Raw genomic sequence first — 14,319 nt, forward strand, 5'->3', positions numbered from 1 at the left:
GTGTAGAGCATGGCCTAACGGCATAGCAATGGTTTTTGTAGATGAAAACCAATTCGCCCCGTAAACTTAGATAGTCCCTATTTCATTATTCAATGGTAAATATGTATATTTGATTTGTGCAATAGAAAATCTAATATAAAAAGACCAATGAAGACTCTCATTGCCGTACTTATCATAGTTACCGGCTTCACAAATATCACATATGCAACAACATCCTACTATTTTCAAAAATTGAATATCAATAATGGGTTGTCTCAGAACTGCGTAAACACCATATTGCAAGACAGGCATGGTTTTATCTGGTTCGGCACACGCGACGGGCTTAACCGCTACGACGGTACCACTTTCAAGATATTCAGGAACGATTTTACGGAAGATTATGGATTGAAGAATAATTTTATCACATCCTTATTCGAAGACAAAAACGGGCATATATGGGTAGGCACAGATGTGGGAGCCTACATCTATTACCCCGAAGAAGAAAGGTTTGAAGAATTTGCCGCAGAAACAGAAGACGGGAAAAAAGTAGAAAAAACCGTAACCAAGATAGCCGCAGGCAAGCAGGGGGAGATATTGATAGCTGTAGCAGGTTCGGAGCTATTCCGGTATAATACAGATTCAGGCAAACTGCACTATTACAACCTGGCAGCGAAATATAACAGTATCCGCGAATTTGCAATGGACGAAAAAGGAAGGCTGTGGATTTCCTTTTATGGCGGGCTTTATTACACCGACGATTCGCTTGACAACCTGACCCCGTACAAGACTCCGGACGGCGAAATGCCATTTGCAGGAGATGCCATTTCCAAGATATACTTTGGCGACTACAACAAAGTATATCTTGGTTCCGAGATCAATGGCGTATTCGAGGCCAACCTTGTTACCGGAAGTGTACGAAGGCTTAGGCTTACCCCCAACGACGACCGGATATTTGTACGAAACCTCATCCAGTATTCCGAATCGCAATTGTGGATTGGTTCTGAGAATGGTTTATACATATATAACCTGAAAGACAATAGTTGCAAAAACTTAACCAGCGACTTTTTCGATCCCTACTCTATTTCAGACAATGCCATCTATTCCCTTCTCAAAGACCGGGACGGTGGAGTCTGGATCGGATCGTTCTTTGGCGGAGTCAATTATTATTCGAGCACGAACTCATACTTCACCAAATACTATCCTTCCGAACATGCCGGAGCGCTTCAGGGAAGAAGAGTCAGGGAAATCTGTGGAGGCCGGAATAACACCTTATGGATAGGGACAGAAGATGCCGGTTTATTCAGTTTCGATACCCAAACCCAAAAGTTCAAACATTTTGAACCCAGCCAGGGATTTTCAAACATTCATGGCTTGTGTATGGATGGCAACGACCTTTGGGTAGGCACTTTCTCGCAGGGAGTTAAAGTAATAAATACACTTACAGGAAAGATAAGGTCGCTTAGGGCCGAAGACCGCCCGGTTACCATCGACGATAATTATGTCTTCTCCATCTACAAAGCCTCTACCGGCTATATCTACCTGGGAACCGCCAACTTTTTAATAAGGTATGATAAACAAAACGATAGCTTCGAGCGCGTTCCCGAATTGAATGGCAACCTTATTTTTGATATTAAAGAAGACTCGAAAGGCAACTTGTGGATAGCGACCTATGCCAATGGGTTGTATTGCTACGATCCCAAATCAGCAAAGTGCAACCATTATATGCACTCTGCATCAGAAAACAGCCTACCTATAAATAAGGTACTCAGTGTTTTCGAAGACAGTAAGAAAAATATATGGATCACCACACAAGGGGGTGGATTCTGTAAATTTATCCCGGAGACAAATACCTTCCGGCATTTTAATAGCTCGCATGGATTGCCCAACGATGTAGTTTTTCAGATTCAAGAAGACGATGCAGGCTTCTTTTGGCTGACTACGAATAAAGGCTTGGTCAAGTTCCACCCCGATGCAGGAGTAGTAGATTTATATACAGTTGCCGACGAACTATTTAGCGGGCAGTTCAATTACAAATCGAGCTACAAGGACAAAGAAAGCAGCATTTATTTTGGCACTACCGAAGGGATGATCTCGTTCAACCCCCAACATGTGCGGAAGAAAGATACCGCTACACCTATATATATAACAGACTTCTTGCTTTTCAACAGGCCTGTAACAGTAGGCGACAAAGATGCCCCATTGAAGAAAAGCATAACCTTCTCGGACAAGATTTCGCTGAAGTACAACCAGAATACATTCTCATTCCGGCTGGCTACTTTAGATTATCAGTTTCCTCAAACCAAACAATTGGTCTACAGCCTGGAGGGAGTAGACCAAACCTGGCATCCGCTGGCAGAATCGTCTATCATAAATTACTCTAACCTGCCTTATGGAAAATATACCCTACGCGTGAGAGGAATGAACGGTACGGAATGGGACGGCAGCGAAAAGGTACTGGATATAGAATTAAAACCACCATACTATCTAACCAAGGCGGCATATTGTATATACCTGCTATTGCTGTGCCTGGCTATATATCAGATATATACCTATTTCGTAAGGCGCAACCAAAGGAAGCAACAGATGATGCTCGACAAATTTGAGCAGAAAAAGGAAAAGGAGTTATACGATTCCAAGATCAGCTTCTTTACGAATGTGACACACGAAATACGTACTCCGCTGACGCTGATAAAAGGGCCTTTGGAAAATATCCTGGGAAAAGATATTATCACCGACAAGGAGACAATAGAAGACCTGCGGATAATGAAACAAAATACAGATAGGTTGCACGATCTTACCAATCAATTGCTGGATTTCAGGCACACGGAAAAAGAAAACCTTATCCTCAACTACGTAAGGTGCGATGTGTCTGCCAAAATAGAAGAAATATTCAAGCGCTTCTCGCCATTGGCAAAGCAACGGGGATACGAATTTGCACTGGCCGTCGACCGCCCGGCTTTTTATGCTACCGTAGATGTAGAAGCCTTGACCAAGATAGTAAGTAACCTATTCAACAATGCCATTAAGTATGGCAGTTCGTTTATCAGGGTTTCGCTTATTACAACGGGACTGGAAAACCATAACAGCTTCGAATTGCGCGTAGAGAATGACGGAGAAGTTATTCCTACCGAAATGAGGAATGAGATTTTCAAACCTTTTGTCCGCTACACCACGTCGAACAACGAAACAGTATCGGGTACGGGCATAGGGCTTCCTCTGGCCAAATTCCTGGCCGAACAGCATAACGGCTCACTACAGGTAGACGGCAGGCAGGATATAAACTGCTTTGTGCTTCGGTTGCCTGTGGAGCAAGAAAACACTTTCGAGGTCAGTCTGGCAACGGTTAACGAAGCCGATGAAGAGATAGATTCCCTTGATAATGTACAGCATGGTACAGTCGAAAACCTGCCGACCATCCTTCTGGTAGAAGACGATCCGGGCATTCAGAGGTTCACACGCAAACAGCTATCCGAAAAATACAATGTTATTTCTGCCAACAACGGGATAGAAGCACTCAAAATACTGGATACTACGATGGTAACATTGGTGGTGAGCGATATCATGATGCCGCTCATGGATGGCTTCGAGCTATGCACCACTATGAAATGCGATATTAATTACACACACATTCCGGTGATATTGCTCACTGCCAAGACGATGACCCAATCGAAAATAGAAGGAGCAGAAGCCGGAGCAGACGCCTATATCGAAAAACCATTTTCGCCCAAACATCTTTTAGCAGTAATAGAGAACCTTATAAAGAGCCGCGCGCAACTTAAAGAGGCCTTTACCAGATACCCGTTGACGGCTCCCAACCCTGCCGCAATCTCTAAAGCCGACGAAGAGTTTATGGAACGTATGCGCGAAGCAATACTGCAAAACATATCCAATCCCGACTTAAAGATGGAGAATATCGCCGAAACACTGAATATGAGCAGGGCGAGTTTTTATCGTAAGATAAAAGGCTTGCTCGATCTTTCTCCGAATGAATACCTGAGAATAGAACGGCTCAAAGAAGCAGCAAGACTATTGCGCGAAGGGCAATACCAGGTCGGCGAGGTATGTTATATGGTCGGGTTCAATTCACTCTCTTATTTCTCCAAGTGTTTCCACAAACAGTTTGGAATACTACCCAAAGACTTTTCTTAAATACCGGTATTTTTTCTCATCGGGGTTATATCTGGCTTTCAAGGCCTCAAAGCTGATTGTTTGAGACTATTTTTGCTATTATTGAGACTATTTTTTTAATAGGGAGGAGGTTTCTGCCATACATTTGTGGCGATGGATAATCCATTATCAGGTATTAATCTAATTAAATCTAAAACCTTAAATTATGAATAGATTCTGTTCTCACAAGCTGCTGGCTCCCCTCCTTTCTATGGGGATTATTGCAGCTTCATTGTTATTATCCGGCTGCGACGAGAAATCGGAGCAGGAGTCGGAAATCCACGTAAACTTCCAGTCCTATACCCCCACTTCGGGTACAAAAGGGACTATGCTAACCCTCAAAGGCGAATATTCGGGAGTAAAACATAAAGACGTACAGGTGTGGGTCAACGATACCAAAACGGACGTTATAAACATTACTTCTTCTCAAATCAATGTCAGAGTGCCCAACGGGGCTGGCAGTGGGCCTGTAAAGGTGGTTGTAGGAAACGTTGAACACATCTATCCTATAGCCTTCGAATATCTGGTAGCTACTACTTATATGGTAACTACTTACGCGGGAACCGGGCAAGCCGGATATGTGGACGGAGCATTGGACGAAGCCCGGTTCGAACATCTTACCTGGTTGGCTTATGATAAGAAAGAAGATGTAGTCTATTCTTTGGAAACAGATGTTACACCTCAAAGAGTAAGGCGTATCAAAAATGGAAAAGTAGAGACCGTAGTCGATTTCAGCCAACAAGCAGTAAGGTTAAACAACCCAAGGACAATCGAGTTTTCACTAACAGGCGACACTATCTTCGTAGGCAACGATAATGCAAACAATCCGGGCGCAAATCCGCATGCTGTGGCAATCCTTACCCGCGACAACGACTTCAAAACCGTAAAACCCTATGTCACATATCCGGCTGCAACAACCGAACATGTCAATTTTGCAGGAATTAACCCTGTAGATGGAACACTGATTTATTACTGTTGGCCGGCAAAACTCTATAAGTGGGACAATGATGCCCAAAAGGCTATCTTATTGGCCGATATAAAGCCATTGATATTAGGACACAACGGAAGCTATGGCAATGTCCGCTTTTCTCACGACGGGCAAACTATATATCTGACTTTGCGCGACCCTTACCAGGGAATACTAAGCGCAGGCTACGACCTCGAAACAAAAACCCTTTCCCGCAGCTTCTCACGGTTTGCAGGCACAGGCAGTTGGGGATCGAACGACGGGCAAGGCACAGAAGCCGGTATGGATCAGCCTTCGCAGGCGGTGGTAGGTAGCGATGGCAACCTATATGTTGTCGAACGTTTCAATCATGTTGTCAGGCGAATAACACCTTCGGGGTCGGTTACCATGTTTGCCGGGTCGCCCGGTTCCGGACACAAAGACGGTGAGGTTATGAGTGCTAAGTTTTTCGAACCGCTTGGTATCACCATTGATAAGAATAACACGATGTTTGTCGGCGAGTTTAGCAACAACCGTATAAGGATGATTAAGGAAGAAGAAGTAGAAGATTAGGATATGATTTATAATATAAAAAACACACTTTATCTTCTGGCACTACTTAGCGTACTCTTGTTTATTGCAAGCTGCACCACCAAACCAAAAGAAGGGGATAACAAGAACGGCTCCGGCAAGAAAAACATTGTATCGCCCCATGTTGTATTGGCAGACCCGTTCATATTGCTGCACGATAGCGTTTATTATGCCTATGGCACAAGTAGCGACAATGGGTTAGAGGTATATTGTTCCGACAACCTGAAAGATTGGAAACGCCAACCACAGCTCATCCTCGACAAAAAAGATTCTTATGGGGAAAAATGGTTCTGGGCTCCCGAAGTATATTACAATAGCGGCAACAAGAAGTTTTACCTTTACTATTCGGCCGAAGAACATATTTGCGTAGCCACATCCGATTCGCCATTAGGGCCTTTTGCACAGGATGAGAAGAAACCAATGCTTGATGAAAAGGCGATAGACTCTTCACTGTTTATCGACGACGATGGCACTCCCTACTTATACTTTGTGCGCTTCACTGACGGCAATGTAATATGGGCGGCAGAGCTCGAAGCCGATTGGGTTACGATCAAAGAACAGACTCTCAAGCAATGTATTGTAGCCGATACGCCGTGGGAAACAGATTTAGGTAAAGTCGCCGAAGGCCCTTCGGTAGTAAAAAAAGACGGTCTTTACTATCTTATATACTCTGCCAACGATTACCACAGTCAAAATTACGGCGTCGGTTTTGCCACCTCAGCCTCTCCTTTGGGCGATTGGATAAAGAGTGATAAAAACCCAATCCTTGCGAAACCGGGCAACGGGCTGGTAGGAACAGGCCACGGCGCCATTTTCAGAGATAAAAAAGGAAAGGGAAAATACGTCTTTCATGCACATTTCAGCCGGGAAGAAGTACAGCCCAGACTGATGCATACCATAGACATAGAAATAGGCAAGGGTGAGGTCAAAGTAGATAAAGAGAGTATTGTCTCAGCAGTTGAAATAAATTAATATGAAATTTTAAAAATCTAATAATATGATTAAACAAGTTGTAATGTTTTTACTATTGTTTTGTTCCATCGCAATATACGGGCAAAACGATGTAAAAGGAAAAGTTATAGACGAAGAAAATGAGCCTCTTACAGGTGTAACAATTGGTATAAAAGGAACAACCAGGGGTACAATAACCGATCTGGACGGAAACTATTCCATATCTGTAGCCAAGGGAGAAACATTGGTATTTTCCTATGTGGGCATGATTCCACAAGAGATAGCATATACAGGGCAATCGACAATTGATATTGTGATGAATAATTCGAGCCTGATGCTTGAGGAGATGGTTGTAATTGGTTATCAAACCATCAAGAAAGCCGATCTTACCGGTGCCGTTTCGGTATTCAACACCGACGAGATGAAGAATAAGACCGTAACCGGCACGGTAGGAGACGCCCTGGGCACCCTTCCCGGACTGAACGTTCGCACAGCAGGTTCGCCGGGTAGCGAAGGAAAAGTGGTGATTCGCGGTACAGGTACTTTCGGAAACAGCGACCCGCTCTATATTGTCGATGGAATAGCATCGGGAGCCAACCGCGATTTCAACTTCAACGATATCGAGAGCATACAGGTTCTTAAAGACGCCTCGGCTGCCGCCATTTACGGGTCGAGGGCAGGTAATGGGGTAATCATTATCACTACCAAACAGGGAAAAGAAGGCAAAATGAAAGTAGATGTATCTACACGCACCACAATACAATGGCTTCCTCGTTACAACCTTACCGACCGCAACGAATGGATGATGCTCAACGATTATGCCTTCTACAATGGCAAAACCCAATCGGCAAGCCATTCCGATGGCAATACCGACTGGCAGGACGAGGTATTCAAGACGGGGATAGTAGGCGATCACAATATTTCGTTTTCGGGCGGAACCAAAGACAGCCGCTACTTCATATCAGGCAACTACCAGTCCAATTCGGGAACAACAATCGGAACCGAAAGCAATAGATTTACCTTCAGGGCCAATACCTCATCGTCGCGCAACTTTGGCGAGAATTTCCTTTTCACTGTCGGCGAAAATGTTGCCGTGAGCCATTTCAAAGTAGACGAATTGAATACCAATCCTATAATTGATGTCTACCGTATGCTGCCCACCACTCCTGTCTACGACTCTCGAAATCCCGGAGGATACGGCTATGGAGATGGCAACAGGGATGTTACTTTCGGAACAAACCCGCTTGCAAAAGAAGAACTGGAAAATACGACAAACAGCAACCTGAGAATACGCGGAAACCTGTTTGCCGAGTTAGAAGCATTCAAATCGTTGAAATACAGGTTCAATTTCGGATTCGATTTCAGCAACGATAAATACCGTTACCTGCGCAAAGTAGGATCGTGGAGTTACAACCAACCTCTCGACCCTTCATCTTTGACCAGACAGCAAGCTCAGTCGCGAGGTTTCGTATTCGACAACACATTGGAGTATAATAAGAAATTCGGGGGGCACGACATCTCTGCTGTATTAGGAACCAGCTATACCGACAACGATTATGAGCGCATCTGGGGTACTAAGACAAATGTATTGACAAACAGTGCCGCCGGTAGTTACTATGAGCAATTGGATGCGGTAGTCGACGATCCCAAAACCGGAGGATATAGTGATATGGAAAAACTGTTTTCGGTTTTCGGACGTGTCAACTATAATTACGACCAACGCTATTTGCTGAGCTTCACTATGCGACGCGACCAGTCATCCAAATTTGCACCCGAACACGATACCGGATATTTTCCCTCTGTTTCTGCCGGATGGAGAATCAGTCAGGAGAAATTCTTCAATGTATCTTTCATTGACGATCTGAAACTCAGAGGAAACTATGGTATGCTAGGAACTTCAAACATCGGATACTGGGATTGGGTAGAAATGATCAACAACTTCCCTCAGGCTGTTTTTGGTAGCGATGAGGTAGTTACCGGAATGACTCAGGTCGAACTTAAAAATTATAACCTGAAATGGGAAAAACTTACACAGATGAATCTTGGCTTCGATCTCGTAATGCTGAAAAACAGGTTTATGCTCTCAGTCGATTACTTCAACAAAAAGACAAAAGATGTATTAACCCCAATGACAATACTTCTCTCTACCGGGCATAGCGGAAATGCACCATATGTAAATGCCGCCACCTTGCGCAACAGAGGGTTCGAGTTTTCTGCTACATGGAATGACAAAATCGGCAAAGATTTTAAATATGGGGTTAATATCAATGGCTCTTATATGAAAAACAAGATAGAAAGCCTTGGTTATGGTCAAGATGGCTTTACCGAGTGGAATACCAAATCGTTGGTCGGAGGCTCTATTGGCGAATGGTACTTGGTAAAAACTGATGGTATTTTCCGCACGGCAGAAGAAGCCGCAGCGCATGTAACTGCCGATGGCAAACCGATTACAATAAACGGATACACTCCGCAGGCTGGCGATGTGAAATATATCGATTACAACGGCGACGGACAGATCACCGATGCCGACAGGCAATATTGCGGAACAGGTACACCGAAGTTCCAACTGGGAATGAACCTCAACTTCGAATACAAAGGATTCGACCTTCAGTTGCAATTTACAGGAGCATTCGGACATAAAGTATTCAATGGGCCACGTTCGTCTTACGACTACTTTTCCGACAACTCCAACTACCGTGCCGACTACGACCCGTGGACACCCGAAAATCCGAATGCGAAAGACCCGCGCCCTATCTACAGCGACTCGCGCAACGTTATCGGTTTTCAGGATCGCTGGCTCGAAAACGGAAATTATCTTCGCCTGAAACAAGCGGCATTAGGATATAACCTGCCAAAATCAATTTTAAAGAATACATTCCACAACATACGGGTATATGTAAATGCTCAAAATCTGCTGACATTCACCAGCTATACCGGACTCGACCCTGAGTTTTTGAATACCAATATCTGGATGAGAGGTTACGACGGCGGGGCGTTCCCTAACCCTAAAGGTATAACATTTGGTGCTCAGGTATCTTTTTAAATCCTTAAATCACTGTAATAATGAAAAAATATAACATATTATTAATTTGCTTGGTCGCCACTTTCTTTAGTGCCTGCGACGTAGAATTGGAAAACCCGAATAATATTCTGGTCAAAGATCATTGGAAAACCGAACAGGATGCTCAATACGGAGTGAACGCCATATACAATGAGTTTTATAAAACAGGATCATACACCCGTTGGTGGTGGTTTCGTACCGATGTCACTTCCGACGAAGCATTTAGCGCCAGCCCGTGGGCTGTACTGAAAGAATTTACCCAATTCCGCTATGGCGACTATGATTTCTTCGAAGGGAATAAAAATACATACCACAACTGTTATCAGGCTATTTACAGGGCAAACCAGGTATTGTACCATATAGTCGACATCCCGTTCGAAGACCCTTACGAAAAAGAAAAATTGATAGGACAAGCTTATTTCCTGCGCGGACTGTTTTATTACAACCTGGCTATGCTATGGGGCAGTACTGCTAAAAGTTTGGCCATTATACCGGAAAGCGAAATCTACACACCGGGAATGAAGCCTCAGGGATATACCGGAAAAGAAGTGTATGAACAAGCAATAAGTGATTTGGGACGTGCTCAGGAGCTATTACCCGAAGAATGGAACGGAAGCGACAAGGGGCGTGCCACAAAAGGGGCAGCTCTGGCTGTAAGAGCAAAATGTTATATGCAGCTTCACCAGTGGACAGAAGCAAAAAACGATCTGTTTTGGTTGATAGAAGGACGCGGCAAATCTTATTATGGACTGGTAGATGATTATTCCCACAACTTTTTGAGTTCTACCGAAAACAATAAAGAATCTGTATTCGAAATACAATATTCCGACAAGAATCCGTCTCCCGCCGGCGATGGCGACTTTGAAGTCAACCCTAATCTGGGCCTTCACCGCGCGCAATTCTTCGCACCTCCGGGAATAGGCTGGAACGATGCCGAAGTAAGGCCGTGGATTGTCGACGAATTTAAGAAAGAGAGAAACAAGGATGGAGGTTATGACATACGCCTGAAATATACAGCTTTCTACAGCGAAATGCACAACGACTTTAACGACAATACTAAAATATATAACCTGACAAGCAACAACGCAACCTGGGCGCAGGACAGCTGGAAAGGACGCGTATTCTTCCGCAAATACAGCAGCACCGACGAACGGAATACAGAAGATTATTACAACAAAATCAATGTACGGGTAATCCGTTTTGCCGACATATTGCTGATGTATGCCGAATGTATCGCCCAATCGGGCGGAAGCCTTTCCGAAGCGGTGGGGTATGTAAACCGTGTGAGGGCGAGGGCTAAAATGCCAGACCTGGCTGTAAACCATGCACAAGCGGCAAGCAATAAGGAGAGCTTCCTCAAACGCCTGCAAATGGAGCGCACATTGGAATTATCTACCGAAGGGCATCGTTGGGCAGACCTGAAGCGTTGGGGGATGCTTGATAGTAACGAAGGTGTTGAGGAACTGAAATCGCGCGATGCTGACTTCAATAATTTTGTTATCGGACAGCACGATTGTTTGCCTATACCTTCCAGCGAAGTGAACAACAATCCTAATATTGAACAAAATCCTGAATATTAAAATACGACAGATATGAAAATGATAAAATATATAACGAAACTGCTTGTTGCCTCTTTGCTCCTTTCACTATGTATTTCGTGCGACGACGACAAAAGCGATTTTGAATTTCATGCACCTATACCTCTGGGCGACCCGTTCATCCTCTTGCACGACGGTACTTACTATGCTTATGGTACTTCATCTCCCGACGGGATAGTGGTTTTTACATCCGACGATCTCAAACTGTGGAAACAGCAAACCGAACTGGCACTGCATAAAGATAATTCGTGGGGCAACCAATGGTTCTGGGCTCCCGAAGTATATTATATCGAAAGCGAAAAGAAATTCTATATGTATTACTCTGTAGAAGAACGTATAGCAGTAGCAACTTCCGATTCGCCGCTAGGCCCTTTCGTTCAGGAGGCAAAGGCTCCGTTGCTAAGTGAAGGTTCGATCGACGCATCGCTTTTCATAGATGATGACGGGCAGGCATATCTCTTTTACAACAAGTTTAATTGGGGAAATGTAATTTGGGTAGCTAAATTAAATGATGACCTGCAAACTCTCGATCTGAATACGCAAACAGAGTGTATCCGCGTATCGCAAGAATGGGAACGTGAAGCCGGACTTGTAAACGAAGGTGCATTTGTAATTAAACACAACGGTCTTTATTACCTGACCTATTCAGCCAACGATTACCGTAGCCACAACTATGGAATAGGATACGCTACAGCTACGTCGCCTATGGGGCCATGGACAAAGTATGAAGGAAACCCTATACTTCAGCAGCCTAGCGACCTGAAAGGTGTAGGACATAGCGCCATGTTCAGCGACAAGCAGGATAATCTACGGATTGTTTTCCATGCCCATTTCGACGCAACACAGGTGTTGCCACGATTTATGCATATAGCTAATGTATCGTTTACCAACGACAATCCCGCAATAATGACCATTTCGGAGAAGTACGAAACGCCAAGATTAACTTATAAATAAGTTCGATAAAATTTAAACAGTTACAAAGAATGAGAAGAATACTTTTTTTAGCAGCTTGCCTTGCCAGTGGTTTATTACCACTGGCAGCGCAGGAAACGGAATATCGTATCAGCCTGAAATCTCCCGGCAATCCGGCGCAAACCTATACGCTAACAGAAGCCGCCGATGGAACGTTAAAAGCTGCTGCTGATTTGCCGGTACAGGTTTTCCGGAAAAACCTTACGGAAGGGATAAACTCTGTAGAAGAAATAACATTAAAGGCTGGCAGTACGGTTTACTTCAGTTTCGAAGAAGTGGTCAAGTCTGAGTTTAATCATAGCGATTGCCAGTTCTATATGCCCGGATTCTGGTATCACCGCAACCTTCGCTCGCCCAAAGAAGCTCCTTCTTTCCATACCAGCGATAGCTGGCTGGTGCGCGAAGACCGTCTGAGTACACCGCTTACCGGAATATTCAACGAGAAAACGGGCGATTATTACACTGTAGTGCGCACAGGCAAACAGGATAAAGAATGCCTGACAACTCATAGTGCAGGCGAAGTGATACTAAGCGGCAAAACGTCTCTCGGCTTTACCGGGTTTCGCAATGTGGGTGGCAAGGCTGCGCTTGTATTTGGTTTTCCTTATAGTGAAGCCCCGAAGACATATATCCGCAAACTAACGTTGGCTCCCGCTATACAAACTTTCATAAAATTGGAAAAAGGCGAAAGCATCACTTTGACATGGAATGTAAGGAAAGGAAACGCTGCCGATTATTCGGGCTTCGTAGCCGATGTATGGAATTATTCTTTCGACAGCTTTAACCCGCAAAAGGTAGAAGCCCAATATTCGCCTGACGAGGCAAAAGCCATACTTGCCAATTTCTTCAAAGAAAGCTATGTGGATAAGTACGACCTGAAATACTATTCGGGAGTCCATATGCGCACAGACAATTGCGCTAGCACGGGTTCTATCGAAGTCGGATTTGTAGGGCGTGTATTGCTCAACGCTTTCAATGCTCTGGAATATGGTGAAGCAAACAACCGCGCAGATCTGGTAGCAAGTGCAAACGCCATTTTCGACAGCTATCTCGTACATGGGTTTACCTCTAACGGGTTCTTTCGGGAATTTATAGATGAAACCCATAAAGAAGAGCCTAACGTATATAGTATCCGCCGCCAGTCGGAAGGAGCTTTCGCAGTACTCAATTATCTGGAATATGAGCGCAGAAAAGGGCGTAAACATACCCAGTGGGAAGAAAGGATCAAGCAGTTGCTCGCCAATTTCTTGAAACTGCAAAATGCAGATGGAAGTTTTCCGCGTAAATTTGATAATAATTTCACAGTGATTGACGGCACAGGAGGTAGCACGCCTTCGGCAACGCTGCCATTGGTTATGGCTTCTACTTACTTCAAAAATAAAGAATATCTTGCCAGCGCCAAACAAACAGCCGGTTATCTGGAAAAGGAACTGATATCTAAGGCTGATTACTTTTCTTCTACGCTCGATGCGAATTGCGAAGATAAAGAAGCCTCATTATACGCTGCTACAGCCATGTATTACTTGTCTTTCGTAACAAAAGGGCAAGAACGTGAACATTATGTAGACCTTTGCAAGAAAAGTGCTTACTTTACGCTGTCGTGGTACTATATGTGGAATGTGCCTTTTGCCCAGGGACAAATGCTTGGCGATGTAGGCTTCGAATCGAGAGGATGGGGCAATGTTTCGGTAGAGAACAACCATATCGACGTATTTATTTTTGAGTTTGCCACTATTCTCGACTGGCTGGCAAAAGAGCGTAACGAACCGCGTTTTTCATCCTTCTCGGGAGTGATAAAAAGCTCGATGTTGCAACTGATGCCCGTTTCGAGACATATGTTCAATATTGGCAAAGTAGGATATTATCCCGAAGTAGTACAACATACCAACTGGGATTATGGCAAGAACGGCAAAGGTTTCTACAACGATATCTTCGCTCCAGGCTGGACAGTGGCTTCACTTTGGCAGATGTTATCTCCCGACCGGGTAGAAAATTATTTTAACCCCCAAAAAAGGTAGGGTTGTTAGGTTCTGGTTATAAACACAAAAAAGGTG

General features: G+C 44.2%; 7 protein-coding genes. All 7 read left to right on the forward strand.

Annotation, left to right across the window (positions count from 1 at the left end; all coding sequences use genetic code 11):
• Window positions 1-147 precede the first annotated feature (147 nt).
• The 7 genes from D0T57_RS03980 to D0T57_RS04010 all read left to right on the forward strand — a co-directional run bounded on the left by D0T57_RS03980 (window position 148) and on the right by D0T57_RS04010 (window position 14,283).
• Window positions 148-4,128, forward strand: coding sequence for a hybrid sensor histidine kinase/response regulator transcription factor (locus tag D0T57_RS03980; RefSeq protein ID WP_163271108.1), 3,981 nt, complete (start codon window positions 148-150; stop codon window positions 4,126-4,128).
• A gap of 184 nt (window positions 4,129-4,312) precedes the next feature.
• Window positions 4,313-5,665: an IPT/TIG domain-containing protein gene (locus D0T57_RS03985; protein WP_163271110.1), complete on the forward strand. Its 1,353-nt coding sequence runs from the start codon at window positions 4,313-4,315 to the stop codon at window positions 5,663-5,665.
• 3 nt (window positions 5,666-5,668) lie between these two features.
• On the forward strand, window positions 5,669-6,655 hold the full coding sequence (locus D0T57_RS03990; RefSeq protein WP_163271112.1) for a glycoside hydrolase family 43 protein: 987 nt from the start codon (window positions 5,669-5,671) through the stop codon (window positions 6,653-6,655).
• Window positions 6,656-6,680: 25 nt separating this feature from the next.
• Window positions 6,681-9,677, forward strand: a complete 2,997-nt coding sequence (locus D0T57_RS03995) for a TonB-dependent receptor (protein ID WP_163271114.1) — start codon at window positions 6,681-6,683, stop codon at window positions 9,675-9,677.
• Window positions 9,678-9,697: 20 nt separating this feature from the next.
• Complete coding sequence (locus D0T57_RS04000; RefSeq protein ID WP_163271116.1) at window positions 9,698-11,275, forward strand: RagB/SusD family nutrient uptake outer membrane protein; 1,578 nt, start codon at window positions 9,698-9,700, stop codon at window positions 11,273-11,275.
• A 12-nt stretch (window positions 11,276-11,287) separates the two neighbouring features.
• Window positions 11,288-12,247 (forward strand): glycoside hydrolase family 43 protein, encoded by a 960-nt coding sequence (locus tag D0T57_RS04005; protein WP_221412280.1) that lies wholly within the window; start codon window positions 11,288-11,290, stop codon window positions 12,245-12,247.
• 29 nt (window positions 12,248-12,276) lie between these two features.
• Window positions 12,277-14,283 (forward strand): hypothetical protein, encoded by a 2,007-nt coding sequence (locus D0T57_RS04010; RefSeq protein ID WP_163271118.1) that lies wholly within the window; start codon window positions 12,277-12,279, stop codon window positions 14,281-14,283.
• Window positions 14,284-14,319 lie beyond the last annotated feature (36 nt).

Source organism: Dysgonomonas sp. 511 (assembly GCF_010501105.1).
In the GTDB taxonomy this organism is placed as follows: Bacteria; Bacteroidota; Bacteroidia; order Bacteroidales; family Dysgonomonadaceae; genus Dysgonomonas.

What these genes read in the sequence shown, in the direction of transcription:
- D0T57_RS03980 (WP_163271108.1), top strand. Translation starts at nt 148, where the DNA reads ATGAAGACTCTCATTGCCGTACTTATCATAGTTACCGGCTTCACAAAT.
- D0T57_RS03985 (WP_163271110.1), top strand. Translation starts at nt 4,313, where the DNA reads ATGAATAGATTCTGTTCTCACAAGCTGCTGGCTCCCCTCCTTTCTATG.
- D0T57_RS03990 (WP_163271112.1), top strand. Translation starts at nt 5,669, where the DNA reads ATGATTTATAATATAAAAAACACACTTTATCTTCTGGCACTACTTAGC.
- D0T57_RS03995 (WP_163271114.1), top strand. Translation starts at nt 6,681, where the DNA reads ATGATTAAACAAGTTGTAATGTTTTTACTATTGTTTTGTTCCATCGCA.
- D0T57_RS04000 (WP_163271116.1), top strand. Translation starts at nt 9,698, where the DNA reads ATGAAAAAATATAACATATTATTAATTTGCTTGGTCGCCACTTTCTTT.
- D0T57_RS04005 (WP_221412280.1), top strand. Translation starts at nt 11,288, where the DNA reads ATGAAAATGATAAAATATATAACGAAACTGCTTGTTGCCTCTTTGCTC.
- D0T57_RS04010 (WP_163271118.1), top strand. Translation starts at nt 12,277, where the DNA reads ATGAGAAGAATACTTTTTTTAGCAGCTTGCCTTGCCAGTGGTTTATTA.